Genomic DNA, 26,807 nt, shown 5'->3' on the forward strand with positions numbered 1-26,807 from the left:
AACCATGTTCAAAATCATAACCGATACCGGTGCTGATTTGACGCAAGACCAGATCGTCGAATACGGCCTCGAGATGTTACCGCTCGGGGTCATCATCGACAACGAAGAGTTTTTAGACGGAGAGACGATTCAGCCGAAAGAAGTATATGACGCGATGCGTGTCGGCAAGACGCCGAAGACGTTCCAAATCGAGGCGGCCCGGATTGAACACTGTTTCCGCCAACATCTCGAGTCTGAGATCCCGTTCCTTTACCTCGCCTTCTCGGGCGAACTGTCCGGTACATATCAAACGGCCGTCATGGTCGGGAACTTGCTTAAAGAAGAATACCCGAACAGCACGTTCCATATTCTCGACACGCGGACCGCGTCGGTCGGACAAGGATTGTTCGTCCGAACGATCGCCGAATACGGCCAAGACCACTCGTACGAGGAGACGATCGCCTACGCCGAGTCGATCATCGGGAAGATCCGCCACTTGTTCACCGTCGAATCGCTCGAGTACTTGATGCGCGGTGGCCGCGTCTCGAGAGCGAGCGCGTTCATCGGGGACTTGTTGACGATTTTACCGCTGCTCACTGTCCGAGATGGTAAGCTCGTCCCGATCGAGAAGATTCGCGGCCATAAAAAAATGATGCGGCGCATCGTCGAGTGGATGACCGAGTCGAAACCGCTCATCGAAGGACATCACATCTTTATCGGTCACGGGGACGACCCGGCCAAAGCCGATCAACTGGAAGCATTGCTACTTGAACAGATGAATCCGGCCAGCGTGACGAAGACGATCGTCGGTTCGGCGATTGGCGCGCACACAGGTCCTGGACTCCTTGTCGTCAGTTACTTCGAGGCGTAAACCAAAACTAAAAGCAGCGAGCACCCTCAAGGGCGCTCGCTGTTCTCATTTATTCCAGTTCTTGAAGCCGTCACCGAATTCGAGGTGGAGTTCGTCACCGAACATACCGTTCTCAAACGTCGGGACGTCGACCGGGAGCTTGCCTCCTGGTTTGACTTCACCGAAAATGGCGCGAATGCCAGCCGGAAGGTTTGGTCCAGCCGATTTGGCGTTACCTGCTTCAGAGTCCGGTCCGTTCGGGTCACCTTTGAAGCCATAGATGAGCAGCTGGGCCGGCGCATCCGGTTGGACAGCCACATCGTACGGGTTACGAAGGCTGAGCAACACCGATTTCTTGCCCGTCTCGTTGGCATAGCGGAACACTTCTGCCGGTACGTAATTGTCCGCTGACGTCGCTTTCAGCTTGGCGCTGTTGTTCACGTTCGAGCCGACGATGATATAGTCGGCCGCATCGAGCTTCTCTTTAAGGGCCGGATTTTGATCCAAGTGTTTCGTTGACGCCGTATAGTTCGCCGTGATGACGTTCACTTGTTTCATGTTGCCCGCGTTCTTTTTAAGCGATTTGATCGTCTTGACCATGCTGTCGGTCTGGTCTTTCGCTGGCGAGATGACGAGCACCGTATCGCCTTTTTTCGGTTTGAATGGGAGCGTCTTGTCGTCGTTCTTCACGAGCGTAACGGCTGCTTCGGCGATTTCACGCTCTTTCGCCTTATGCTCGGCACTGCCGACGACCGTGTTCGCTTCCGCAAGTTTCGCCTCGAGCGTCGTCGTATCCACTGACTCGCTCCAAATCCCGCGTTCCGCTTTCAGTTTCAAGATCCGTTCGACCGCTTCATCGATCTTCGCTTCCGGCAAACGTCCGCTCTCGACAGCCGCCATGACGTCTTCAAAGATCGTCTCAAGTTTCACAACGTCCGCGTTCGACCGTAAAATCGTCGGCATGAGGGCGATATCGACGCCCGCTTCAAACGTCTTGATGACCGCCTCGGCTTCGGTGAAGTTATCCACGATCGCCTGCATGTTCAAAGCGTCTGTGATGACGATGCCGTCATAGCCCATCTCGTCACGCAAGACGCCGGTGATGACGTCGTCAGAGAGCGTCGCCGGGAGCGGGAACGTGCCACGCGGAGAGTTGACGACCTCGTCCTCGATTTGTGGCATCCCGATGTGGGCCGTCATGATCATATCGATGCCTTCCGTGATGGCCCTCTTGAACGGCAACAGCTCGAGGCCGCGCAAGTCTTCGAGTGACTTATCGACGATCGGTAAGCCGTAGTGCGAGTCGACCGCCGTGTCGCCGTGCCCCGGGAAATGTTTCGCCGTCGCGGCAACGCCTTGGTCCTGAATCCCTTGCGTCATCGCTGAGCCGAGTTCGCCGACGAGCTCCGGGTCACTCGAGAACGAGCGCACCCCGATGACCGGGTTGGCCGGATTGTTGTTGACGTCTAAGACCGGACCGAAGTTGACGTTCACCCCGAGCGCGTTCAACTCTGACCCGATGATGTTCCCCGCATCATACGCGTATTGGCTGCTCCGCGTCGCCCCGAGCGCCATGTTCCCAGGTAAGTTCGTGCCGGTCCCGAGCCGGGTCACGATCCCACCTTCTTGGTCGATCGTGATGAAGAGCGGGATGTCGTTGCTGTCGTCTTGCTTGACGACTTCTTGCAGGTCGTGGACGAGTTTCGTCGTCTGTTCGGTCTCGGTCACGTTTTCCGCGAACAAGATGACACCTCCAAGGTCGAACCGGTCAATGACCCGTGCCACATCTGGCGCGAGTGCCGTATGGTTCGCCCCGTTCCAAAGTCGGAAGTCTGGCATGATCATCTGTCCGAGTTTCTGTTCGAGCGTCATCGCCTCGAGTTGCGCGTTCACCCGTGCTTCAATCGATGGCGCCGGTGTTTCTTCTGCCACGACGGCGTTTGCCATCGGGACGGACGAGACGAGTAACGCTGTCGTCAATCCGAGTGTTGCTGTCCAGTTCAGTACTTTGTTCATGTTTTCACTCCTTTTTGAAAGTTCCCCCGACCACAAACAAAAAGGCATGGAGGAATAAGCGTTGCCTCACCAACGCTCGTTCACCCCATGCCTGATCGAATCAGTTACATATGGTCATTATTCAGGTGGTCAACGTCAGTATAGCAATTCAAAAAATGGGAAACAATGACTTTGATGAAAGCGTAACCATTTTGAAACATATGACCTGTCTTGCAACACGTTCCACCTGTATTGGCAAAGCCAATAATTTGAGTGGTTCGATTTGCATTTGTTTTTTGGTAAACTCATTTCGTTAGGGGTTGACATGATAAAGGGGGAATCGGAAGTGGCAAGAGGGGAACTGAAACGAAAACCAGAATGGCTGAAAATCAAATTGAATACGAACGAGACGTATACCGGTCTTAAAAAGATGATGCGGGAGAAGAATTTGAACACGGTCTGCGAGGAGGCGAAATGCCCGAACATCCATGAGTGTTGGGCCGTCCGCCGCACGGCGACGTTCATGATTCTCGGGAGCATCTGTACACGGGCGTGCCGCTTCTGCGCGGTCACGACCGGGAAACCAAACGAACTCGACTGGGAAGAGCCGAAACGCGTCGCCGAGTCGGTTCGGCTCATGAACTTGAAACACGTCGTCATCACCGCCGTCGCCCGCGACGACTTGAACGATTATGGGGCGACCGTATTCGCCGAGACGGTCCGCTCCATACGCGCGTTAAACCCGGAAACGTCGATTGAAGTATTACCGTCCGACATGATGGGCAACTTCTCGGCACTCCAGACGTTGATTGACGCGGGGCCGGACATCATGAACCATAACTTGGAGACAGTGCGCCGCTTGACGCCGCGAGTCCGGGCTAAAGCGACGTACGACCGCACCCTTGAATTCCTAAAACGTTCCAAAGAATTGAATCCGGACATCCCGACGAAATCGTCAATCATGCTCGGTCTTGGCGAGACAAGAGAAGAATTGATTCAAGCGATGGACGACCTCCGGGCCCATGACGTCGATATTTTGACGCTCGGTCAATATTTACAGCCGACAAAGAAACACCTCGACGTCGAGCGCTACTACCACCCGGACGAATTTGCCGAGTTGAAAGAAATCGCCTTGTCAAAAGGCTTCTCACATTGCGAGGCCGGTCCGCTCGTCCGCTCGTCGTACCACGCAGACGAACAAGTCCATAAGGCACGTCGCCATACGATGTTGCCAATCGATTGAGAGAAAGAAGAGACACGATGACTGATACAACATGGCACATTTTAACGACACAATCACTCGCCCCGGCTGAAAACATGGCGATCGATGAAGCGGTCTCAGGCTGGGTCGCCCGCGGCGAACTGAAACCGACACTCCGCTTCTATTCATGGGCCCCGCACGCGATCAGCGTCGGGCGCTTCCAACGGGCGACCCGCGACCTTGACCGTGAGGCGCTCGCAGCGAACGGCATCCCCGTCGTCCGCCGCTTGACCGGGGGCCGGGCCGTCTTACATGCCGACGAATTGACGTATAGCGTCATCTTGCCCGAAACGACGCCGACACTCCCGACGAACGTCATCGAGAGCTATCGCCTGTTGACCGAAGGCGTAAGGCGCGGCTACAGAGCGCTAGGCGTCGCTGCCGAATTCTCGGTACCGTTGACCGAAGACGATCGTGAAGTATTGCGGAAACCGAAGTCGGCCGTCTGTTTCGACGCCGCTTCTTACTACGAACTCGCCGTCGACGGCCGTAAAGTGGCGGGTAGTGCTCAAGTCCGGCACCAAGGGGCGGTCTTACAGCACGGGTCAATTCCACTATCAATCGACGACGACGTCCTGTTCGATTGCTTTAAGATGGAAGCAGACGAGAAAGCACAAGCGAAAGCACGGTTCAGCAGCAAAGCGGTCGCTTTGAACGAGACGCTCGGCCGCTTCGTGACGTTCGACGAAGTCGCTGCGGCGTTTGAGGACGGGTTCCGCGACGCGTTTCAACTGACGTTCGAGCCGCTCGTGTTCACGTCAGAACAGCAAGATGAGATTGCTCGCTTAGTTGAAAAGTATGAGAGTGACGACTGGGTCTGGAAACGCTGAGATGCATGAACCGAAAAATGTCCTGCTGAAACGATTCAGCAGGACATTTTTTATAAAGTTGTCTTCGGGTCGCGCAACAGATGCTTAATGTCGCGGAACGTGACGAACGTCATATTTTTCGCATCGTACAATTTGTAACGAAGCGATTTTAAACTAGAGAACAGTCCGATCGTCGTCGCTTTTTGCAACGGCGGCGTCGCCGTATGCGCTTTTTCGAGGTTATAGTTCGGCACGCGCGGGCTCAAGTGGTGGACGTGGTGGAAGCCGATATTGCCTGTCACCCACTGCAACACTTTCGGCAACTCGTAATACGAACTGCCTTCGATTGCCGCTTTGACGTAATCCCATTCGCTCTCATCTTCGAAATACGAGTCTTCGAACGTATGTTGGACGTAAAACAGCCAAATCCCGAGGACACCGGCCGTGAACATCGTCGTCCCTTGAACGATCAAGAACGCCTGCCAGCCGACCAAATAAATCATCAGACTATACAGCACAACGAGCGAGAGGTTGATGACATACGTGTTCGTCCGCTCTTTTTTGCGGGCGTCCTTGCGGTTAAACCGACTCGTGACGAGAATCAAGAACAGCGGTCCGAGACCGAACATGACGAGTGGGTTGCGATAGAGACGATACTGCAGACGCGTCCATTTCGAGGCCTCGACATATTCTTCGATCGTCATGACCCAAATGTCACCGACACCGCGCTTGTCGAGGTTACCACTCGACGCGTGATGGATCGAATGCTCCCGCTTCCACTTCTCGTACGGGAACAGCGTCAACACACCCATAATCGTGCCGACGACGGCGTTCGCTTTCTTGTTTTTGAAGAACGAACCGTGCGTGCAATCGTGGAAGATGATAAACATGCGGACGACGAACCCGGCCGCGATGACGGCGAGCGGAATCGTCAGCCACACCGACACTTGACGTGCTTGGTACGCGAGGAACCAGGCGACGAGGAACGGCAGGATCGTGTTGATCATCTGCCGGACACTGACTTTGACGTCTGCCTTTTCAAAAGGCGAGACGTGTTTACGTAGCTGGGCGATCTTTTCTTTACTCATATGTGAGCCTCCTTGAATTCGACAGCGTTCACGACGCGTCTAAAGTGATGATATGAAATGAAACCGACAACCGACGTTCGTGAAGGTGAATTCATAGTATCCGTATGGTCATCTTCCCCACCTAAACTAATACCAGGTGATTATACCATGTATTATCTTAAAGGAGTGTTAGATTTTAGAAACAGATTGATTGAACGTGCAAATCATTGAGTGAGCCTGACCGGAATAACCGATTTACTTGTATTGTATAATGTACGTTGCACAAAAGATGAATTCAGAAAGAGTTGATTTTAAGACATGAAAAAAATAATCAAACTGAGCTTCATCCTGTATCTGATTGGACTGTTCGTCCTGATGTTCAGCGGGGGGCGCGGCCAACTTTTCACTAACTTATCGTTAGTCGAATACATTCAGGCCTCCTCGAACCTTGTCCCGTTTGAAACGATTCGCCTTTATATCCAATCGATCAAGGACGGAAGCTTGAATGTAGACATCCCAATCAAAAATTTAGGTGGTAACGTATTGCTATTCTTGCCGATGGGAATCTATGTGCCGCTGTTTATAAAATCGGTGAATCAAATCGGTAAGTTCGTCGGATTCATGACGGTGCTATTATTCAGCCTTGAAGTCGTCCAACTCGTCACTCGACGCGGTAGTTTTGATATCGATGATTTCATGTTGAATCTCGTCGGTGCCTTGATCGGATACGGGATGTGGCATACGAAGTTTGTGCAACGTCTGCTGCGTACATGAAAACAGAGGACGTCATCCGTTGCGGATGACGTCCTCTGTTCAAACTTGTTATTGTTGGGCGTAAATCGACACCGAACCCCCGTTGACGAAGAACTGACCCCAGCCGTCGCTATTGATCGTGACGAGACGGGTGTTGTTGTTCGTCATATCTTTCCACACTTCACCGGCGTTCTGCTTGCCGACGTACATCCATTTCGATCCGCCCGGTCCGTCAGACAAAATCGTCGCGAGACCCGACTTGGCCCGATCACTCACGCCTTCACGTGTCCAACCGATGACGTCTTGATGATCGAGATAGTCGTGCTGTGTCCCGTAGGCGAAGTCTTTACGTGCTTTCATGATCGGTTGGAGCGATGCCGACATGTTCGGGATCTCCCGGTTCGTCGTCCCTTTCGTCCCGTAGTAGTCTCCGTAGAAGAGCGTCGGATAACCTTGGCTGCGCGTCATGATCGTCGCATAGGCGAGCGGTTTGAACCAGTTGGCGACCGTCGACTCGAGCGACTGCCCTGGTTGTGAGTCATGGTTGTCGACGATTGTCACGGCGAGCGTCGGATGCTGCTCGGTGACAGTGCCTTTCAAAATGTTGCGCATGTCATAGAAGCCGCCGCCGTTGCCGGCCGCTTGGAAGTTATAGTGGAGCGGTACATCGAAGACAGAGTGCGTGTAACCGGTCTTCGCGAGATAGTCGTTGATGGCGCCGAGGTCGTTCTTCCAATATTCGGCGACCGTGAACATCTCTTTGCCGGTCGTCTGCCGGACGCTCGTCACCCACTCTCGCAAATACGCGTGACTGATATGTTTGACCGCATCCAAGCGGAACCCGTCGAGTCCGAGCGAGTCGGCGTACCATTTGCCCCAGTTTTTCATCTCTTGACGGACTTCCGGATGCTCGAAGTCGACGTCGGCATACATGAGATAGTCGTAATTGCCGTTTTCGTTCGAGACGTCCGTGTCCCACGCCTTGCCCGTACTCTTGAACTTGTAGATCCGGCTCAAGCTGCGAGACTGATCCCAGTCGGTCCCGTCAAAGTGATACCAACGCCATTTGAACGGCGAGTATGTATTGTTGCGGCCCGCAAAGTTGAAACCGGTCCAGGCCGAGATGCCATATTCCCCTGACGTCTCTTGGTTCCGGTTCGACGGGTTCACCTCGATCGCTTGGACAGACTCGGTGTAGTCGGCACCGCCCTTATGGTTCATGACGACATCGCCGTAGACGCCGATACCTTTACCACGCAAGTTCGAGATCGCCGATTGGAGCTGCGCTTTCGTACCGTACTTCGTCCGGACGGTCCCTTTCTGGTTGAACTCACCGAGGTCATACAAGTCGTACGCCCCGTAACCGACATCGTTTTGCGACGTCCCTTTATACGCCGGCGGAATCCATACCGTCGTCACACCGATATCTTTCAGGTTCTGAGAGTCGTTCGATAACCGATTCCAATGCAAGCCGTCGTTCGGGACGTACCATTCAAAATACTGCATCATCGTGCCGTTTTGCGGCGTCGCCGCTTGCGCGACCGGTTGCCCGGCAAGTAGCGCAACCGCTGTGACGCCAGCGATGACCGCAAACCCTTGTCGTCTCTTCATCATGCGTTTTCCTCCTATCGAATCAAATGCAAGCGTTTTCATTAATTATCATGAACGATTCCGCTTTAGTTGAACAGAGGATTTTCGAAAAACAGTTCTCTGCACCTAACTATTTTTTTCTTGAATAGTTCAGTCGTCCAAAACAAAAACGGATGGCTTGTGCCATCCGCCTAGTCATCCTTTGCGATCGAGACGTTTTCGCTTCACGAGATAGCCTAAATACGGGAGACCTGTGAAGACGAGTCCGATCGTGACGAGCAACTGGACCATGATCAGTCCCGTCTCAACGAGTCCCGACCAATCCAGTTCAAGCAATATAAACAGGCCGATCCATAAGATGAGCAGTGCCAACGCTACTTTCCCCATCTGTCCTTCGACTTGAGCGTATTTCTCGTGTGTCGTCTCACGGTCCGAGTAGATCGGTCGCGCGTCCGGACTACCTTTGAATACGTGAATCTCGTCCCCGCTCGACGTGACGTGTTCCCAGCCGCTCGCGCGGAATAGCTCGAAATAATCCTCGTCCGGTCGTTTACGATAATCGAGACTATACTGGACGTCCACCGGCTCCCCTTCGACGAGCGTATAGCCAAGCGGTGCGAACTTCTCTAAATGCCAGCCCTTCGCGGCCATTCGTCCCAACTTCTCCATCTCACGCTCTTCAGCGAACGCGAGGCCCCAACTCGCCATATATTTTCGGTTCATCTGTGGCCCTCCCCTTCCAAAATGAAACGTGCGTCGTCGACCATCGCTTGGCGCCGTTTCACGTCTTCGTGTAACAACTCGCGCCCGATGTCCGTGATGATGTAACTCTTTTTCTTGCCGTCCCCGTCGAGCGGTTCGATCAGCGACGCGTTCACGAGTTTTTTGATGATCGTGTACATCGACGCCGGACCGATCTGCATCCGCCCGTTCGTCAACTCTTCGACGAACTGCATGATCAAATACCCGTGCCTTGGCTCGGTCAGCGCGAGCAAGATGTAAAATGTGCTATCGGTCAACTCCCCGAGCCCGATCGTATCGTTCCGTGGCATCGTCTCGCCTCCTATATCATTCATCGATATACTTCTTACTCTTAATATATATCGTTGAATGATATATGTCAATGAATGATATAAAAAAAGCCGCAGACAGGTCGTCTGCGACTTGTTTAGCTCGTGACATAATCGAGATCGTGCAAAATGTAGGCGAGGAAGAAAATCATACTCGGATTCTCATAGCGCGACTGGACTTTCCGGAGTTGTTCCCGGTACGTGACTTCGTACTCGGCCCCGTTCATCTTCCGCTCCATGTTCATCTTGATCAAGGCGTCAAGCTTGTCCATCATATCGACGAGCGACCCTTCGTACGTCGCATCTTTCGAATCGGCCATATAGCGCCGGAACGCTGGTTGCATGTATTCCGGGAGGAGTGACAATAACGCCTCGCTCTCGGCCCGTTCATACGCCTCGAACGCAGCACCGGTCTCAGCCGTCGAGTGCTTCACCGGACCGAGCACGTCCCCGGTCACTCCTTCGACGAGGTCGTGACAGAGCAAGCGCGCCGTCAATTCGGCGACGTCGACCTCGACCCCGTACTTCTCACGCTCGAGCAAGCCGCTGAACAGACCGAGCGCCGCCGCTCGGAAGCCGTGGATGGCGTCGTTGTCGTCAATCGTGTTGAAACGGCCTTTCCAGCGCCGGACGCTATCCATCCGCATGACGTTCTCGATGAACGTTGCGACGTCCGTCTCTGTTTCGACTTGCTCATAGAGCCAGCGGACTGACTCGAGCGGATGGTCGCGGAGCACCGCCTTCATCTCTTTGAGCTTCTCGACGAAGTGTGGCGACCCATGTGTGACTTCACGCCGCACGAACAACATCGCATCGAACGAATCGATCCCGTCGACAATCCGTCCTTCGAACGAGTCGTCTTCTGCCTCTACGAGAAAGCGATAGAAATGCGGCCGGAGCGACTGCGACAACAAGTCGACTAACCCGAGGCTTGCCGTCCGCTCCATCCGTTCAATATGTTCTTTCAAAGTCGGCTCTTTTTTCGTCCGGTGCATGATCGGGCCGGTCTGCACCTCGTTCATATCATGGAACAACGCCTTGCCGAGCACATCGAGCAACTTGACGTCACGCCCTTGATTCTCTTCATAATAGGCCGCGATCAAACTGAACACGGCGACGCGGAAACTATGGCTCGCGGCGTTGTCGTGATAGTGCGGCGCGTATTCATCCCACCGCTGCACGTTTTGCATACGTGTCATCTTGCGGATAAACGTTCCGTTATGCATCAAATTCCTCCTTGCTTGAGACGTTCCCACGCATCGTCATGACAGACGATGTAGAGTGTGTCACTCGGCTGAAGCGTTGTGTCGAGCGCCGTCGCGAAATCGAGACGGTCGTTGACAGCAATCAAGGTGACACCCTGGCGCAACAAGTTTTCAGCGGCATCACGCACTGTCGCCCATTCCGACTTCGGTGCGAGCGCTTGAATGTTGCCACCGGACTGCTTGCTGAGCAGCTGGCGGAAAATCGACGTGGTGCCTGGCTGTAACGTCGCTTTCGCCATAAGGAGTGATACCGAGTCGTTCGCTAAAATAAAGTCGTCAATCCGCACGTGTTTGAACTTCGAGATGTTCCGCTCTTCGCATACTTCGACGACCGTATGGAGGTCAACCCCCCGTTCCGACGATAGCGCCTCGACGGCCGACGCGATCAATAGCGACTTGCCGTCGGCGAGCAGCGTCTCCGTAATCTGCGCATCCGCGAAGATGGCGACCCGGCGCGCTTTCAAAATGTTCGCCTGCAGGAGCACCGCCTCATCGGACGGGTCACCGTGGACAAAATGGACGTTGTCATGATCGTACGGTTCTTCTTTCAATTGGTCGATCAAGACGATTTCCGCCTTCGGCTCATAGCTGAGCACTTCATCGATCGCTTTTTTCGTCTTCGGGGACCACCCGATATAGACGTAATGGCCTTCACCTCGATACACTAGCTTTCCCTCCCGTTTTAAACGTTGAAACGTCGCACCGACCTCAACGAGTTTTCCGATCAAAGCCCCGATAATCCCGATCCCGAACAGGAACAGGAAAATGCCGAGCCAGCGTCCCGCCACTGTCGTCGGGAAGAAATCGCCATAGCCGACCGTCGTCAGTGTCGTCATCGTCCACCAGAACGAATCGAACATCGACGGGAACGTCTCCGGCTCGAGCCAGTAACCGAGGACGGTACCGGTCAAAATAATGACGAGTGATGCCAACACGACGTTCAGAAACGATAATTTCGATAACCCGCGCCACACTCGAAAAAAGATATGCACTGAAATCACTCCATTTCTCCTATATACTAGAGACAACTCAATTGATTTACGAAACCAGTTTGTGTTCGGTTCCGTATAGAAAGAAAAAAGAAAGGACTGACCTATGGACTCCATCGTTTTAGAATACCGACTCTATAAAAATGAGATCTCGTTCGAGCCGCTTTACCATTATACATCGCTCGGGCTTGATGAAGTACTTGCTAGACGCGAATGCGAATTTTTCGTCAAAGACGGCATGACGTACAAACAACGCTCGTCCGCGCTCGAAGGCGACCAATATTTCTTGATTTACGTCGACCGGTACACGGAAGGACCTGTTGACAAGAAAGCAACTGACGACATCAAAGTCGAGATTCGCACGCTCGACGATCGATTCGACAACCCGCTGCTCGAAGCGTACTTCGTCGACCGTCACCTTGACGCGCTCGCCATGCTCGGCAGCGAGTATTTATACGTCGCCGGAAACGAATATGCGCGCGACTCGGCCGAGACGGACGAGGACCGTGGCGTCTACGTCATCTATGTCACCCCGACTGGCTATACACTGGAGGAAACAACATGAAAACAAGCAAGAAGATTTTAAGCGGTCTCTCGGCCGCCGTCTTGACAGCGTCACTCGCGGCGTGTGGTACGGACGAAACGCAACAAGCGACGTTACCGGAAGAGCCAACCGGCTATGAGTGTGACGACTGGGAATGGGACGACGAAACGGAATCATATTACTGCGACGACAGACGGTCCCCGCACTTCGGGAGCTTCTTCTTACTCGGCAGTCTGTTCAATTCAAAGAGTTCACTAAAAAACTCGTCCTCTTATAAAAACTACCGCTCGAACGGTGGCGCCAGCAGCATCACGCCGAATCGATCGAATTCAGGGTCAAACTCTGGACTTGGCAGCGGCTCAAAAGGCGGCTTCGGGGGATGAATCGGCACGACTTGTTCGGCCAAATCCCTTACTTTTGGCCCGACTTGAACGACGAAGAATATGCACTCTACGATTGCCTCGTCTACACGCAAGACGAGGTCGACCGCATCCGGGAAGCGACGCGCGCCGTCGATGCCATCTTCCGGAAAGCCAATCGATTGTTGCGGACGCTCCCAGACGAGACGCTCCGTCTGCTCGGTTATCCGGAGGCGAGCTTGCCGTTTTTGCGTGACAAAGCGCTCCCGCAAGAGACGATCATCGGCCGTTATGACTGGATCGTCAAAGACGGTGTGATCAAACTGATGGAGTTCAACGCCGACACGCCGACGTTCATCAAAGAACTGTTCGATGTGAACCGGTATGTGACGACCGCGTTCGGGCTGAACGACCCGAACGCGAACGCGACAGCCGAGCTGAAGACCGAACTCCGTAAAGCCGTCATCGCGGCGTGGCAACGATTAAATCGCGACGGGACACCAAAAATCGTCTTCACGTCACACGACGACAACATCGAGGACAAATGGACGACCCGCTTCCTGCAAGAGACGCTCGACTTGCCGTCAGAATTCGTCCCGCTCGACCGGTTGCTCGTCGACGTTTACGGCGTCTATACACCGTCGGGCGAACGGGTCGACGTCTTGTACCGCCAGACGTATCCGATCGAGCACTTGGTCGACGACCGGGCGCCGAACGGCGACTTGATTGGTATCCGCCTGCTCGAGTTGAATCAAGCGAAGCACGTGTCGCTCCTTAACCCGCTGTCCGCGTTTCTCATGCAGTCCAAAGGCGTCCAAGCGCTCATTTGGGAACTGTATGAGACGGATACATATTTTGACGAAGCGGAGCGCCAGGTCATCCGGACTCACTTGTTACCGACTTATCTCGAGGCGGACCCATTTTTAAGCCAGAGCGCTTACGTGCAAAAACCCGCCTTCGGACGTGAAGGCGACTCGGTCATTTTGTATACCGAAGACGGCGTCCCGTTCCACAAAGAAGTGCTGCAGACGTATGCCGCAGAAACCGCGGTGTATCAACAATTCAACGAGCTGCCGACACGAACGACGAACACGGTCAACGGTCCGCTTGCGACGCACTACATGATCGGCTGCTTTTGTCTGAACGGCCACCCGTCGGCGCTCGGCGCACGAGCTGGAAGCATGATCACGAACAACCAGTCCTACTACCTAGCCATCGGCACACCAACTCACGAAGGAGATTAACACATGACATTTATCACGCTCGATTCAATCTTGAGCTTCCTGGCTCACCTCGGTACCGGGTTCGGACTTATTTTAGCAGGACTCGTCGTGTTCGCCCTGACGACAAAATATTCAGAACGCAAACTCATCAAAGCTGGCAACGTCGCCGTCGCCCTCAAACTTTGGGGCAAGGCGCTCGGCCTCGCCATCGTCATCTACACAGTATGGGCGAACAGCGTCAACCTGCTCGACGCCTTCATCTGGGGGCTCGTCGGGATCCTCGCCCAAGTGCTCGCTTTTTGGACGTTCGAGTACGTGCTCACGCCTGGCGTGAACTTGGAGAAAGAAGTCGAAAACGGCAACCTCGCCGTCGGTGTCAGCCTGTTCTCGGCCTCGCTCGTCGTCGGCATCATCGTCGCCGCGAGTTTGACGTACTAAAAAAACCGCCGACATCTTATCGGCGGTTTTAAGGCGGTTGCTACGGCAATCGTCTTTTCTTATGCTTTGGCGAGCACGGCCGATGGACCGAAGAACTCGTAACGTGCTTGTGGAATCGTTTGGACGACCGTCTCCATCATCGCGGTCGGGCCGCACGTATAGACGTCATGACCGTCGACATCAAGTGCTGTAAGCTGCGTCGCGCTCATGCAGCCAGACACCTCGTCAATGTGTGTGATGAGCTGAAGTCCCTCGTTCACGAGTTCGTCGAGCTCTTCACCGAGCGGACGGAGGTTCGTGCTGCGGACGGCGTGTAATAGTGTGACCGAGCGACCTTGGCGGAGCGCTGTCTTCGCCATATTGAACAGCGGTGTGATACCGATCCCGCCAGCGACGAGCGTGAGCGGACGATCCGTGTCTTCCATCGTGAACTCGCCTGCTGGCGCGCTCATCGGAATCTCTGTACCGACTGTTTGCTCGTGAAGCCAGTTCGAGACGAGCCCTTCCGCTTTCGGCGCAATCCAGTAGCCGTCTTCTGTCGTCTCGACGACGCTGTATTGACGGTGATGTAAAATTTCTTCACCCTCGATGCGGGCTTGGACTGAGATGTACTGGCCCGGAATAGCCACGCCGACGACACCGTCGTTCGCGACAAGACGGAACCGTTTCACTTCCGGCGTGTCTTCGATGACTTCAGCGACCGTGAACGGCTTGAAACCGATCCATGGTGCATCGGCGTACATTTGTTTCTCGAGCGAGATAAAGACATCGGCAATGACACCGTACGCTTTTGCCCAAGCTTCGATGATCTCAGGCGTCGCCGCTTCACCGAGAACGTCTTGAATTGCGCCGAGCAAGTTAGCGCCGACGATCGGATAATGTTCCGGGCGGATGTTCAAGCTTTTATGTTTATGAAGCGCCGGTTGGATCGCCGGTAAGATCGCTTCGAGACGGTCGATATGAACGGCAGCCGCGTAGACGGCGTTGGCGAGCGCTTCTGGCTGGCGGCCGCGTTGTTGGTTCGTATGGTTGAAGAACTGACGAACTTCTGGATTGTTTGCGAACATGCGCTTATAGAAATGACTCGTGATGGCGACACCGTGGTCTTTCAAGACCGGTGCCGTCGCTTTGACAATTTCAATCGTTTGTTGATCTAACATAAATATTTCCCCCTTTTTGAAAGTACACATACATTATGTGAGTTTCGTCACGATAAAAGCAATATATAAAATACTTGTTTAAACGTAAGTTCAACTTTTTGCCTCGATTCCGCCACGCTTTTTTCACATCTTCGGACATCGCGCTTTCGAGGAATGTCCTGTACAATGGACGGATAAGAGGTGAACGATCATGCGGCTCACGCAAACGTGCGACTACGCACTCCGAACATTAATGTATAGCGCCACGTTCTCCCATCGTCTCGTGACGATTCAAGAAGTGGCTGACCAATATCAAATCTCAAAGAATCACGTCATGAAAGTCGTTTATGAGCTCGGCAAACACGGCTATCTCGAATCGGTCCGCGGCCGCGGCGGCGGTTTCCGACTCGCCCGCCCGATGGAAGACATCAACGTCGGTGACGTCGTCCGAACGATGGAGCCGTTCGAGCTCGTCGAATGCTTCGGTGAAGGCCGTTGTGTCATCGCCCCGGCGTGTGACCTGCGGAGCGTCTTGAACGAGGCGATGCTCGCTTTCTTGCATGTGCTCGACCGTTATACGATCGCCGACCTCATGGCGAACCGAACGAATGATCTGGCCATGCTTTTAGGCATACAAAACCCGACGGACTAAACTAGTCTGTCGGGTTTTGTTGTTAAATCGGCTTCAGTTTTCCTTCGATCTCCGCTCGGCGTGGCTCTAAGAAAGGCGGCAACGCCAACCGTTCCCCGAGCGTTTCGACGGGCTCATCGGTCGCAAATCCGGGTCCATCGGTCGCGAGCTCGACTAAGATTCCGCTCGGCTCACGGAAGTAAATCGACTTGAAATAATAGCGATCGATCAGTCCAGAGTGGCTAATGCCGAACGCATCAAGTCGCTCGACCCAACGCCCCATCTCGCCATCGTCCTCGACGCGAATCGCGACGTGGTGGACGCTGCCCCGTCCTGGCCGTTCCGACGGTAGATCGGGACGACCGACGAGATGAATCTCCGTCGCCACACCTCCATCGCCCGTCTCAAAGACACGCACTGCTTGACCGTCACGTTCGAACTCGGTCGAGAAGCGATAGCCGAGCACTTCTGTCAACTCCCGTTCCGTCTTCTCTGGCCGCCGAACCGTCCATTCGCTAAATCCGAGACCGAAGACGGCAGCGTCAACAGGGACTGGTCCCTGTCTCCATGGCGTACCCGTACCACCTTCCACGAGACAGAGCCGTTGCCCCTCCTCATCCTCAAAGTAGAGCGTCGGTCGTCCGAGCACGTCCGTCACTTCGTCATGCAGCACACCGAACGCGGCAAACCGCTCAAGCCAGTACGGCAACGCCCCTGCTGGCACCCGGAGCGCCGTCCGTGAGATACTGCTGCTTCCTCGATACGTCTGCCCGAGAAACGGTAGCTCAAAAAACGTCAAATCCGTCCCCGGTGCGCCCGTCTCGTCCGCATAAAACAAGTGGTACATCGACGGATCGTCCTGATTGACTGTCTTTTTGACGAGCCGCATCCCGAGAACTTCCGTGTAGAATCGTAAGTTTTTCTTGGCATCCCCCGTCATCGCCGAGACATGATGCTGTCCTGAAATCGCTTTCATCGACCTCTCCCCTTCCACATTTGGTTCTATTGTACCACCCGCAAATAAGTAAAGTCTTCTTTACATTAAGTGAAGTTTACTTTACACTGAAGATAGAAATAAGAAATGAGGTGGCGGCATGCCATTAATCAATCGTGTCAAAGAGTTGCGGGCCCGGCATCAACTGACCCAAGGTGACTTGGCGGCCAAAGTCGGTGTGACGAGACAGACGATCATCTCGCTCGAAAAAGGGAGCTATACCCCGTCGCTTCTGCTGGCGATGCAAATCGCCCGCGTGTTCGAGGAACCGGTCGAATCCATTTTCACCATCGAGGAGGAAACAAATTGAAACACGTCGTCATCCAATCCATCTCCAGCATCATCTTGTACATCTTGATGGCATTTCTGTTCAGTTCGTTCTTGTCTGACGTGTCGACCGTCATCGAGACGGACCGTTTCGAGATTGAGTTTAACCTATTGCCGCTTGCCTTGTTAATCGTCTTCTTTATCGTTTGGACGGTCTATTCGTTCAAGACGCGCCCAAATCAAAATTTAAGCTTTGGCCAATGGTCGGTCCGGATGACCGAGTTCAGTGACGTCGATGAACGAGAGCAAGTGATCACGGCGAAAGCGACTAAAGCGGCCTACGTCTCGTTCGGGATATCGGTGCCGTTGCTCATGTCGTCGTTCATGTTTTATCCGCTGTTCGAAGACACGTTCCCGACCTACCCGATCTACGCGCTCGCCTCGACACTCATCATCTCGACGCTCGTTTACATGATGACTTGGATCCGTGCCTACACGACTTAAGGAATTCACCTCGAATTCCTTTTTTTGTGTCGATTTTTCGTCGAGTCGGGCGTCGTGATTGCCAATTTCGTCCTGTCGTGCTTATATATAACTAAATGGTTATATACTAATTCGTTGAAGGAGTCTTGTCTTGTGAAAACCGTCGATTTGACGACCGGACGTGTGCAAAGCGTCATCTTAGCGCTCGCCCTCCCGCTCGTTGGCAGCTCGCTCTTACAGTTCACGTATAGTCTCGTCGATATGTTTTGGGTCGGTGCGCTCGGTAGCGACGCCGTCGCCAGTATCGGTGCGGCCAGTTTTTATATTATGCTCGGCCAGGCGATTCAATCGTTGCTTGTCGTCGGCGCCGGCATCAAAGTGTCGCAAGCCGTCGGCAGGCGGGACCAACAGTTGATCCAACGCTACGTCAAGGCCGGAAAACGAGGTAACCTCGTCCTCGGCCTGTTCTTCTTGACGCTCCTCGTCGCCTTTGGTCAGACGCTGATCGGCTTTTTGAATATGAACGCACCAACCGTCGAGCGGCTCGCTTACAGCTACTTGCTTGTAAGCGCACCGATGCTGTTGTTCTCGTTCTTCAACTTGCTGTACGCCCGCATATTCAGCGCTTTCGGCAATACGACGACGGCGATGCGGATCAATGCGACCGGGGTCACGCTCAACATGATCTTGTCGCCGCTCTTCATTTATCCGCTCGGTCTCGGCGTGCTCGGGGCCGGTCTGGCGACACTCGTCGCCAACGCTGTCATGTTCGGCTTCTTTTGGCATCGGGCTCGTGCGCTCTTTGACTGGGAGGAGACGGTCGAACCCGTTCGCGCCGACTATACAGAGATCGTTCGCCTCGGCTTCCCGATGGCGACCCAGCGTGTCCTCTTTACCGTCATCAGCATTCTTCTCGCCCGCATGATCGGATCCTACGGGACGGAAGCAATCGCCGCCCAGCGCATCGGCCTACAGATCGAGTCGATTGCCTACATGATGATCGGCGGACTGAACGGGGCGATCGCGAGCTATACCGGCCAAAATATCGGCGCCCGACAGATTGAACGCGTGCACGAAGGGTATCGCGTGACGACGCACCTCGGTATGCTCTACACCGGGCTAATCACGCTCGTATTCCTCTTCTTCCCGGACGTGCTCATCCGCGCCTTCGTCGATGATCCGACTACAATCGAGATCGGGGCCAGCTATTTACGTATCATCAGCGTCTCCCTCATCTTCGCCTCGCTCGAGATGATCGGGAACGGTTATTTCTCAGGACTCGGGCTACCGAAGATCCCGGCGATGATTTCTATCGTCTTCACCGTCGCCAGGATCCCGCTCGCCATCCTCCTCGAGCCGTATCTCGGCATCGACGCCATCTGGTGGAGCATCGCCATCTCGAGCATCGTCAAAGGGCTCGTCTCGGCACTGTTTGTTCGACTAAAGAAAAAGGAAGTGACTTCACTTGCAGAAGCGATTTAAGCAATTATCCAAGCAACTTCTCACGAGCGGACGGTTCGCGATCGAACGCGAAATGCTACGTGTGACAACAGACGGGACGCTCGCCGTGACGAAACATCCGTCAAGTCTCGGCGATAAAGCGACGCACCCGTATATTACGACCGATTTTTCTGAGAGCCAGATCGAACTGATCACGCCGACGTTCCCGACCGTCGAAGCGGCACATAACTTTTTAGAGACGCTTTATGACATCACGGCGCTAAATATCGGCGACGAGCGGCTTTGGCCACAGTCGATGCCATGCCCGTTGCCGGACGGCGGCGTCATCCCGCTCGCCGACTTCGGCAGTTCCGGTATTGAGGCCGGCCGTTACCGTGAACATCTGCTTCAAAAGTACGGGGCGAAAAAACAGCTCATCTCCGGGATCCATTTCAACTTCTCGTTCTCGGACGAGTTGATCGACGCGTTATATGAAGGGTCTCCCGAGCAATATGACCGCTTCAAAAACGAGCTCTATTTGAAGCTCGTCCGCAACTATTTGCGCCTGCGCTGGCTCGCTGTCTACTTGCTCGGCGGAACGCCTGCCGTCCATACGAGCTACGAGGAACGTTGCGTCAGCCAAATGCAGGCGTTGAACGAGGACGTCTACTCGAATACGACGGCGCTGTCGTACCGAAATAGTGACTGCGGTTATACGAACGTCGAACCGCTCTATCCGAACTATGCGACGCTCCCAGACTATGCGAGTAGCGTCCGCCGTTTGATCGCCAAGGGCGACATCGCCAACCCGAACGAGCTGTACTCACCGATTCGACTGAAGACGTCACGCGGCGGAAATGACCTCGACCGGCTCGAGAAGAACGGCATCGATTATATCGAGATTCGCAACATCGACCTCAATCCGTTCGAGAAGACCGGTATCGCACTCGATGATTTGCGATTCCTGCACGTCTTCTTGCTCTATTTAGCGTTGAAAGACGAGACTGACTTTGCGGACTGGCAAGCTGAGGCGTTCCGTAACCAACAGCTCGTCGCCAAAGAGGGCCTATCGCCGTCACTCGTCCTCGAACGTGATGGCGAGCCGGTCGCGCTGCAAACGTTCGCCCGTGACCTCGTCGCTGACATCGAGTCGTTCAACGCGCAACACGACCTCGGTTTTGCTGACGTCTTCGCGTCCGTCCGGGAACGGATTGACAACGTCGAAGCGACCTACTCGGCCCGGCTGACAAAAGTCATGACCGATGAAGGCTATACGACCTGGTCACTCCGCCAAGCCGAGACGTATTATGAAGATGCGTTCGCCAACCGGTTCCGGATGCACGGCTATACGGACATGGAACTATCGACGCAAATTTTGATGAAGTCGGCCTTAAAACGAGGTTACGCGGTCGATGTCGTCGACCGGGACGACCAATTCATCCGTCTTCGTCACGGCAATCGGGTCGAGTACGTCAGACAAGCGACGAAAACGTCGAAAGATAACTACGTGTCGGTGCTGATGATGGAAAACAAGACGGTGACAAAACATGTGCTCGCCGAACACGGCATCCACGTCCCTAGGGGTGTCGAGTTGCGCAGTGAAGACGACTTGCGTAACGTCTGGTCCGCGTTTTCCACTCAGCCGATCGTCCTGAAGCCGAAATCGACGAACTTCGGGATCGGCATCCACATCTTCAAAGACGGGACGACGCTCGACGAGGCGCTCGAGGCGTTCCGTCATGCCAACACGTTCGACGACGTCGTCTTGCTCGAGACGTTTTTACCGGGGAAAGAATATCGTTTCCTCGTCATCGGTGATACGGTCGCCGGCATCTTGCACCGCGTCCCGGCGAATGTGACCGGGGACGGTGTCACGACGATCCGTGAGCTCGTTGCGAAGAAAAATGAAGATCCGCTCCGCGGCAAAGGCTATAAGACACCGCTCGAGAAGATCGAGATCGATGACATCGTCGTATCTTTCCTGCGTCCGCAAGGCAAAACTCCTGACAGTGTCCTCGCTGACGGCGAACGCATCTTCTTGCGCGAGAACTCGAACATTAGTACAGGTGGCGACAGCATCGACTATACGGACCAAATCTCTGACTTTTATAAACAGGTCGCGGTCGATTCGGCGAAAGCAATCGGTGCCACGATTTGCGGCGTCGATATGATGATCCCGTCGCTTGACGCAGAAAATGACTACGGCATCATCGAATTGAACTTCAACCCGGCCATCCATATCCATTCCTTCCCGTACGAAGGGAAAGAACGTCCGATCGGCGAGACGGTGCTCGATTTGTTGTTTGATTGATCAGGTTGGAAGGACGCTCAATTCGGGAATAAGGACTACATCGTTTCAAGTCGGTGTACCGTACTTTCTCTAGAGAGGGGTCTTTCAAATGGGAACGGTCAAATCGCATGTCGAAGGTACGACGTTGGTTGTTGAGCGGAGTTTCAAAGCGCCACGCGAGCTCGTGTTCGAGGCATTCTCAAGCCCGGCTCACTTAGAGGCGTGGTGGGGACCTGCGGGATGGAAAACAGACATCCGCACGTTCGAGTTTGAACCGGGTGGGACGTGGCATTATTGCATGACGTGTGTCGACAAAGATCAAGGTGATTATTTTGGAATGGAATCGTGGGGCAAATCGACGTTTCTTGAGATTGAACCCCATGCCCGCATCGTCTACACGGATGCGTTTTCTGACGAAGCAGGGAACGTCAACCCCGAGCTGCCGGTCATGACGATCACTAACGATTTTGTCGATATTCCGGACGGGACGTTGCTCGTCAGCCGCTCCGAATTCACAGACGTAGCCGCCCTCAAACAAGTCGTCGAAATGGGCGCCGTCGAAGGTTTCTCGTCACAGCTCGATCGTCTCGACGCCATCGTCTCGAGATAACTAAAACCGCCCGCATCTCGATCGAGGTGCGGGCGGTTTTCCGTTAAAACAGAAAATAACTGACGATCAAGATGAGCGTGAAGATGAACACCATCCCGATGGCGAGCGCGACGAGGCTCATCTTCGCCGACTTGAACTGCTGCGAGTTGATCGTGTGCACTTTTTTCAAGTACGACCGTGTCCCGACGAGGATCGTCGCGATACCGAAGATGATAGACAAGATGCCGATCGCCGTGATCAATTGATGCTCGGCCCCGCTCAAGTTCTCACTTCGATAATAGTGAAAGTTCGTCACGAGGAAGCCGATCCCGATGACGGTGATGGCCGTCCGGATCCAGGCGAGGAACGTCCGCTCGTTGGCGAGGTGCTGTTGAATGTACTGCGAATCGACCGTCTTCTCTAAATCTAGTTTCATAACTTCCCCTCTTTCCTAACTGTCGTGGTCGATCAATCGATTTTTTAAGCATAACTCGACCGTCTTCGGACTGATGCCGAGTTTCTCTACAATCTCGATATTGCCGTACCCGAGCGTCGTCAAACGTACAATTTCCGACTCACTTTCTTCTTCTATCATACCCCCATGGGTAAAAAACACCAACTATTTGAGCATACAAAAACCGGACGTGATGGATTCACGTCCGGACCGGTTCATTATTTTTTTGTTTGTTCGGACAATATTTCGACCGTCGCCTGCATATACTTGAGGCCATGCTGGACCGATGGCTCTTTCAGCCAACGAACGAGCGAGAACAACGTGATGTTGCGGTCGTCGCGTTCAGCCCGTGCTCGGATTTCGGTGAGCATCGTGCGCGTGGCGTCGGCTTTCTCTTTTACCGGTGCGACGTATTCATCGACCCGTTGACCGATCAGTTCTCGTGTCTGCTCGTCCGCGTAGACGTCTTGTGCGAAGGCGAGCACCTGTTCAAGCTGGTTCGTCACCTGGAGCAACATCGGCAACTTCTCGGCGAGCTTGACCGCCGCCTCGAGCGTCTCGACCTGTAAATTCGATGAGTCGAGGAGTGAGTCGACTTTTTGTCTCACTTGCTGGTCGTTCATCGTCGCCATCCCGAAATCGACAGCGTCTTCGAGGCGGCGAAGCGACTTCTCAATCTCGGGCAATCGTTCGACGAGGGAGACGAGCGCTTGCTCGACGTCCGGCCGCGTCAACACAGATTCTAGTGTCTGTTCTTTCGTTGGTGTACGTTCCATCGTCTTCTCCCCCTTTCTCACATCGTCCCTTTCAACATCCCGTTCCAATACATGACTGGAAGAAAGTCTTTTTTCAAGATGTACATGCTGTGGCGTTCTTTCGCTTGATTGAACGGCATCGACTCTTGTGGTACTTTCTCATAATCGAACTCGGCCAAGATGAGTTTGTTGTAGCCTGTGACAATCGGGCAAGACGAGTAGCCGTCATACGACGCGACTGGGACTTGGCCGTACATGAGGTCACCCACATTTTTAGCGACGACGGGCGCTTGTTTCCGAATCGCGGCCCCGGTCTTCGACGTCGGTAAATTCGTGCAGTCGCCGAGTCCGAAGACGTTTTTATACTGTTTATGTTGCAGCGTGTACATATCGACATCGAGCCATCCGCCCGCGTCCGCCAGCTTGCTTTCTCGAATGAATGTCGGTGCTTGCATCGGTGGCGTGACGTGAATCATGTCATAGCCCACCTCGAACGTTTCACCGCTATCTAACTGTTCAAAGACAGCGACTTTGTCGTCTGCTTTGATCTCAATTAAATTGACACGGAAATGTGTGTCAATCCGTTTTCGTTCGAGTACTTTTTCGAGCGCCGTCCGATATTTGGCAACGTCAAAGATAGCCGGGTTGGCCGATCCGAAGACGATTTTACTGTTATCGCGGACACCTGTTTTCAAAAAGTAGTCTTCCGCCATATACATAATTTTTTGCGGGGCCCCGCCACACTTCACAGGTGATGCTGGGTGCGTGAACAACGCGGTACCGCCCTCAAAACCCCTAAGGGTATCCCACGTGTAGTCGACGTGTTGATACGAGTAGTTGCTACATACTTGTTTCGTCCCAAGCGCTGCTTCTAATCCTTTGATCCGACCCCAATCGATCTCAATCCCCGACGCGACGACCAAGTAGTCGTAATAAATCGTCCCGTTGACAGCCGTCTCGACTTGATTGGCTTCTGGGTCGAAGCTGACCACCTTGTCCTGAAGCCATTTCGCACCTTTTGGGATGAGTGTCGCCATGTCTCGCTCCGACTCTTCTTTTTTCGCGGCTCCGGCTCCGACGAGCGTCCAAAGCGGTTGATAGTAGTGTTTCGTTTCAGGATCGATCAGCAAAACCTCATCGGCTAAATGATGTTTTTCACGAAGCAGGCGCGCAGCGACGCTGATCCCTCCGGTGCCTGCTCCGACGATGACAACTCGATAATGTGTACGCATCATGCAATTCCCCTTTCATTCCCATAGATGACCGACTAATTACGTCAAACCAATAAACTTCCCACGTCTTCAATATATTTGAAAGCGCATACATTTTATGAAATGAGTACATCTTTGAAACGGCATAGAAGGCACTACTCATTTGACGTGGAACGGATTAACCCCATTATACCATAGGGGGTATAATGGGGTTAATGATTTTCACTCGTCCGCTCTACTTTGTATTCGCACTCGATAGGCATTGGGCATTGTTAACGGGAGAGTACCTCGAACAACTTGTCGAGCCGAGACGTATCGATGTCTAAAAACGCATCCCCGACACTGATCTCGGTCGAACAATGACCGTCATGCGGCACGACGTACCCGGTGATGCCGATGCCTGTCTCCGTTTGGACACGCTCGATCCAATTCGAGACGGTTTCTGCGTCCCCATTCATATGAAGGTGGAACATGTTCGTCACCGGCACATTCGGCGTCGTCCAGACACCGTCGAGCGCATTGAACCGGGTTGCGAGCTCTTTGGCATGTTCGTAGTACGTTCCCATTCGGTCTTTCCTGAGCTCATAGTAGTAGTCGGCCGGGATGATGTACGGGTATAAGCCGATCAAGTCGCCGCCATAGCGCCGTTTCCAGATTCTTGCCTCGTCACAGAACGCTTTCGGTCCGCCCAAAATCGCCCCGGCGACACCGCCGATCCCTTTGTAGAACGAGACGTAGACGCTATCGAACAAGGCACACACTTCTTCGGCCGTCTTCTCATAATATGGTAACGTCTCGAACAGGCGCGCCCCATCGAGATGCAGATGAATCCCCCGCTCCCGGCAGTGCCGGCTGATCGCTTCAAGCTCATCAAACGGCGGCAAATAGCCGCCGAGCTCACGTTGCGGCAACTCGACCAACAGGCAAGCGACGTCCGGTAACGCATTCACTTCTTCAAGCGTCATCAATCGGTCCTTATCCCCGATCAAAATCGGCTCGAGGTGATGCAGCTGTCTCAACCCGTCTTGTTCATGAATCTCCAAGTGACAGAGCGGGTGATAGGCGACGCTTCGATTCCCTGTCTTGTCCGACCAGATACGTAAGGCGATCTGTTGTGCCATCGTGCCGCTCGGAAAGAAGACAGCGGCTTTCGTCCCGAGCCGCGTGGCGAGCTTTTGTTCAAATTGTTCGATGACCTCGCCCGTCCCATAATGGTCGCTCGTTTGCTCCGGGTCGGCTTGCTCAAACGCGCGCTGTAAGACGCCGACGTTCCGTTTCCCGTGCCCGCTCAGTTGATGTGTCGTCTGTTGATATGACGTCCGTAAATTCATGTTATCCCCTCCAAAAGAGGCCCCCTGTCACGAGACAAGAGGCCAAGATTTAGTCGCGTACGCGGACAATCAACTTGCCTCGTACTTTCCGCGTCTGAAGTTGTTCCAGTCCGGCTTTCAAGCGGTCGAACGGCAGCACGTCGGTGACGAGGTCGTTCAGTTCACCCGCTTCGAGCAGTTTCATCAACTCCTCGGCCATGTACGCCAAGTTGCGAATCGCGCGCTCGTCTTCGCTCGCATGGGCCGCGCCGAGGGCGACTTCATGGATCGATGGTGACAGCGTGAACCCTTTCATGTTCGACATGTCAGGCGGACCGGCGATATGAGCGAGCTGTCCGCTGAAGGCGAGGCGGTCGAGATCGGCTGTCGCCACGTCGCGGCCGACCGTGTTCAAAATCAGATCGACACCACGGCCGTCCGTCAGTTCCATGATTCGTTCCGTCACGTCCTCGACGTTGTAGTCGATTGCGACGTCGGCACCGAGTGATGTGACCCAATCAAAGTTTTCCGGCGACGCCGTCGTGAATACTTTGAGCCCTAGTTTTTTCGCGAGCTGAATCGCGTAGCCGCCGACCCCGCCCGCTCCGGCGTGGACGAGAATCGTCTCTTTGTCGCGCGTGTTCAGCTTCTGCATGACCGCTTCATACGCCGTCATGCCAGCACAAAGGATGGCAGCTGCCGCTTCGTCGCTCACGTCTTGCGGTACGACGGCACAAGCACGCGCGTCGACGACAGCGTACTCGGCGAAACCTCCGTTGTTCGCGAGACTCGTATGGACGGCGACGCGGGAGCCGGTGATGATGTTGGCGATGCTCGAGCCGACTTCGACGACTTCACCGACGAGGTCGACGCCAAGGATGTGCGGATATGTCCAGTTCGGGTTGCCGTTCGTGCCGACTTTATAGTCGACCGGGTTCAAGGCGACCGCTTCGACTTTGATGAGCAGTTCGCCCGCTCCCGGGGTCGGTCGTTCGATGTCCCCGAGGTGCATATTTTCTAAGCCAGGTTGTTCAAGTAGCCATGCTTTCATG

29 protein-coding genes are annotated in these 26,807 nt (G+C 54.0%); 14 read left to right on the forward strand and 15 right to left on the reverse strand.

Translation table 11 applies throughout. The annotated features are described in order from the left end of the window. Positions 1-4: 4 nt before the first annotated feature. A complete protein-coding gene (locus EVJ24_RS02435; RefSeq protein WP_131439275.1) occupies positions 5-850 on the forward strand; it encodes a DegV family protein in 846 nt (281 codons plus the stop codon). 45 nt (positions 851-895) lie between these two features. On the opposite strand, the gene EVJ24_RS02440 is transcribed toward EVJ24_RS02435, so the two are convergent. Further along, entirely contained in the window at positions 896-2,845 is a 1,950-nt protein-coding gene (locus EVJ24_RS02440) for a glycoside hydrolase family 3 protein (RefSeq protein WP_131439277.1), read from the reverse strand. Between the two features lie 304 nt (positions 2,846-3,149). On the opposite strand from EVJ24_RS02440, the gene lipA reads away from it, so the two are divergent. Together lipA and EVJ24_RS02450 are read left to right on the forward strand one after the other, a co-directional pair. Continuing rightward, positions 3,150-4,067 (forward strand): lipoyl synthase, encoded by a 918-nt coding sequence (lipA, locus tag EVJ24_RS02445; RefSeq protein WP_131439279.1) that lies wholly within the window; start codon positions 3,150-3,152, stop codon positions 4,065-4,067. A 17-nt stretch (positions 4,068-4,084) separates the two neighbouring features. Beyond that, positions 4,085-4,915 carry a lipoate--protein ligase family protein gene (locus tag EVJ24_RS02450; protein WP_131439281.1) on the forward strand — a complete coding sequence of 277 codons (831 nt, stop codon included), beginning with the start codon at positions 4,085-4,087 and terminating at the stop codon, positions 4,913-4,915. A 50-nt stretch (positions 4,916-4,965) separates the two neighbouring features. Here the strand turns inward: EVJ24_RS02450 and EVJ24_RS02455 are convergent, their stop codons facing one another. Beyond that, positions 4,966-5,982, reverse strand: a complete 1,017-nt coding sequence (locus tag EVJ24_RS02455) for a fatty acid desaturase (protein WP_131439283.1) — start codon at positions 5,980-5,982, stop codon at positions 4,966-4,968. A gap of 297 nt (positions 5,983-6,279) precedes the next feature. On the opposite strand from EVJ24_RS02455, the gene EVJ24_RS02460 reads away from it, so the two are divergent. Beyond that, positions 6,280-6,735 (forward strand): VanZ family protein, encoded by a 456-nt coding sequence (locus EVJ24_RS02460; RefSeq protein WP_131439285.1) that lies wholly within the window; start codon positions 6,280-6,282, stop codon positions 6,733-6,735. 48 nt (positions 6,736-6,783) lie between these two features. Here EVJ24_RS02460 and amyS read toward each other — a convergent pair whose 3' ends face one another. The 5 genes from amyS to EVJ24_RS02485 form a co-directional block, all read right to left on the reverse strand. Continuing rightward, complete coding sequence (gene amyS, locus EVJ24_RS02465) at positions 6,784-8,328, reverse strand: alpha-amylase (RefSeq protein ID WP_131439287.1); 1,545 nt, start codon at positions 8,326-8,328, stop codon at positions 6,784-6,786. 171 nt (positions 8,329-8,499) lie between these two features. Further along, a complete protein-coding gene (locus tag EVJ24_RS02470; protein ID WP_131439289.1) occupies positions 8,500-9,027 on the reverse strand; it encodes a DUF2812 domain-containing protein in 528 nt (175 codons plus the stop codon). After that, entirely contained in the window at positions 9,024-9,356 is a 333-nt protein-coding gene (locus EVJ24_RS02475; protein ID WP_131439291.1) for a PadR family transcriptional regulator, read from the reverse strand. The genes EVJ24_RS02470 and EVJ24_RS02475 overlap by 4 nt, the downstream gene beginning before the upstream one ends. 116 nt (positions 9,357-9,472) lie before the next feature. After that, positions 9,473-10,600: a YfbR-like 5'-deoxynucleotidase gene (locus EVJ24_RS02480; RefSeq protein ID WP_131439293.1), complete on the reverse strand. Its 1,128-nt coding sequence runs from the start codon at positions 10,598-10,600 to the stop codon at positions 9,473-9,475. Beyond that, positions 10,600-11,613, reverse strand: a complete 1,014-nt coding sequence (locus tag EVJ24_RS02485; RefSeq protein ID WP_131439295.1) for a potassium channel family protein — start codon at positions 11,611-11,613, stop codon at positions 10,600-10,602. The genes EVJ24_RS02480 and EVJ24_RS02485 overlap by 1 nt, the downstream gene beginning before the upstream one ends. Positions 11,614-11,734: 121 nt before the next feature. Here EVJ24_RS02485 and EVJ24_RS02490 point away from each other — a divergent pair, with 121 nt between their 5' ends. The 4 genes from EVJ24_RS02490 to EVJ24_RS02505 are packed head-to-tail and all read left to right on the forward strand — an operon-like array spanning position 11,735 to position 14,192. Beyond that, entirely contained in the window at positions 11,735-12,193 is a 459-nt protein-coding gene (locus EVJ24_RS02490; RefSeq protein WP_016508356.1) for a hypothetical protein, read from the forward strand. Beyond that, positions 12,190-12,555 (forward strand): hypothetical protein, encoded by a 366-nt coding sequence (locus EVJ24_RS02495; protein WP_131439297.1) that lies wholly within the window; start codon positions 12,190-12,192, stop codon positions 12,553-12,555. The genes EVJ24_RS02490 and EVJ24_RS02495 overlap by 4 nt, the downstream gene beginning before the upstream one ends. Then, on the forward strand, positions 12,552-13,775 hold the full coding sequence (locus EVJ24_RS02500; RefSeq protein WP_131439299.1) for a glutathionylspermidine synthase family protein: 1,224 nt from the start codon (positions 12,552-12,554) through the stop codon (positions 13,773-13,775). Before EVJ24_RS02495 ends, EVJ24_RS02500 begins: the two co-directional genes overlap by 4 nt. A 3-nt stretch (positions 13,776-13,778) precedes the next feature. Continuing rightward, positions 13,779-14,192 (forward strand): DUF350 domain-containing protein, encoded by a 414-nt coding sequence (locus EVJ24_RS02505; protein ID WP_016508299.1) that lies wholly within the window; start codon positions 13,779-13,781, stop codon positions 14,190-14,192. A gap of 59 nt (positions 14,193-14,251) precedes the next feature. Here EVJ24_RS02505 and EVJ24_RS02510 read toward each other — a convergent pair whose 3' ends face one another. Further along, positions 14,252-15,352 carry a globin domain-containing protein gene (locus EVJ24_RS02510; protein WP_131439301.1) on the reverse strand — a complete coding sequence of 367 codons (1,101 nt, stop codon included), beginning with the start codon at positions 15,350-15,352 and terminating at the stop codon, positions 14,252-14,254. A gap of 190 nt (positions 15,353-15,542) precedes the next feature. Here EVJ24_RS02510 and EVJ24_RS02515 point away from each other — a divergent pair, with 190 nt between their 5' ends. Further along, a complete protein-coding gene (locus EVJ24_RS02515; RefSeq protein WP_131439303.1) occupies positions 15,543-15,983 on the forward strand; it encodes an RrF2 family transcriptional regulator in 441 nt (146 codons plus the stop codon). A 22-nt stretch (positions 15,984-16,005) separates the two neighbouring features. On the opposite strand, the gene EVJ24_RS02520 is transcribed toward EVJ24_RS02515, so the two are convergent. After that, positions 16,006-16,938, reverse strand: coding sequence for a ring-cleaving dioxygenase (locus EVJ24_RS02520; RefSeq protein WP_131439305.1), 933 nt, complete (start codon positions 16,936-16,938; stop codon positions 16,006-16,008). Positions 16,939-17,056: 118 nt separating this feature from the next. On the opposite strand from EVJ24_RS02520, the gene EVJ24_RS02525 reads away from it, so the two are divergent. The 5 genes from EVJ24_RS02525 to EVJ24_RS02545 all read left to right on the forward strand — a co-directional run bounded on the left by EVJ24_RS02525 (position 17,057) and on the right by EVJ24_RS02545 (position 22,046). After that, complete coding sequence (locus tag EVJ24_RS02525; protein WP_021066034.1) at positions 17,057-17,266, forward strand: helix-turn-helix transcriptional regulator; 210 nt, start codon at positions 17,057-17,059, stop codon at positions 17,264-17,266. Next, a complete protein-coding gene (locus tag EVJ24_RS02530; protein ID WP_131439307.1) occupies positions 17,263-17,727 on the forward strand; it encodes a hypothetical protein in 465 nt (154 codons plus the stop codon). Before EVJ24_RS02525 ends, EVJ24_RS02530 begins: the two co-directional genes overlap by 4 nt. A 132-nt stretch (positions 17,728-17,859) precedes the next feature. Then, positions 17,860-19,188, forward strand: a complete 1,329-nt coding sequence (locus tag EVJ24_RS02535) for an MATE family efflux transporter (RefSeq protein ID WP_131439309.1) — start codon at positions 17,860-17,862, stop codon at positions 19,186-19,188. After that, positions 19,172-21,457, forward strand: a complete 2,286-nt coding sequence (gene gshAB / locus EVJ24_RS02540) for a bifunctional glutamate--cysteine ligase GshA/glutathione synthetase GshB (RefSeq protein ID WP_131439311.1) — start codon at positions 19,172-19,174, stop codon at positions 21,455-21,457. The genes EVJ24_RS02535 and gshAB overlap by 17 nt, the downstream gene beginning before the upstream one ends. 88 nt (positions 21,458-21,545) lie before the next feature. Further along, complete coding sequence (locus EVJ24_RS02545; RefSeq protein WP_071398444.1) at positions 21,546-22,046, forward strand: SRPBCC family protein; 501 nt, start codon at positions 21,546-21,548, stop codon at positions 22,044-22,046. Positions 22,047-22,089: 43 nt separating this feature from the next. Here EVJ24_RS02545 and EVJ24_RS02550 read toward each other — a convergent pair whose 3' ends face one another. From EVJ24_RS02550 to EVJ24_RS02575, 6 genes are all read right to left on the reverse strand, one after another. After that, complete coding sequence (locus EVJ24_RS02550; RefSeq protein WP_021066029.1) at positions 22,090-22,461, reverse strand: YidH family protein; 372 nt, start codon at positions 22,459-22,461, stop codon at positions 22,090-22,092. A gap of 15 nt (positions 22,462-22,476) precedes the next feature. Beyond that, entirely contained in the window at positions 22,477-22,620 is a 144-nt protein-coding gene (locus tag EVJ24_RS02555; RefSeq protein WP_084812989.1) for a LuxR C-terminal-related transcriptional regulator, read from the reverse strand. A 77-nt stretch (positions 22,621-22,697) separates the two neighbouring features. After that, a complete protein-coding gene (locus EVJ24_RS02560; RefSeq protein WP_131439313.1) occupies positions 22,698-23,255 on the reverse strand; it encodes a hypothetical protein in 558 nt (185 codons plus the stop codon). 17 nt (positions 23,256-23,272) lie between these two features. Next, the gene (locus EVJ24_RS02565) at positions 23,273-24,469 is read right to left on the reverse strand and encodes an FAD/NAD(P)-binding oxidoreductase (RefSeq protein WP_442899252.1); all 1,197 of its coding nucleotides are present in this window, start codon (positions 24,467-24,469) and stop codon (positions 23,273-23,275) included. A 248-nt stretch (positions 24,470-24,717) separates the two neighbouring features. Further along, entirely contained in the window at positions 24,718-25,776 is a 1,059-nt protein-coding gene (locus EVJ24_RS02570; protein ID WP_131439317.1) for a threonine aldolase family protein, read from the reverse strand. A gap of 49 nt (positions 25,777-25,825) precedes the next feature. Beyond that, the gene (locus EVJ24_RS02575) at positions 25,826-26,806 is read right to left on the reverse strand and encodes a zinc-binding dehydrogenase (protein ID WP_131439319.1); all 981 of its coding nucleotides are present in this window, start codon (positions 26,804-26,806) and stop codon (positions 25,826-25,828) included. Position 26,807: the final 1 nt, after the last annotated feature.

The organism is Exiguobacterium sp. SH1S21, assembly GCF_004337175.1.
Lineage (GTDB): Bacteria > Bacillota > Bacilli > Exiguobacteriales > Exiguobacteriaceae > Exiguobacterium > Exiguobacterium aurantiacum_A.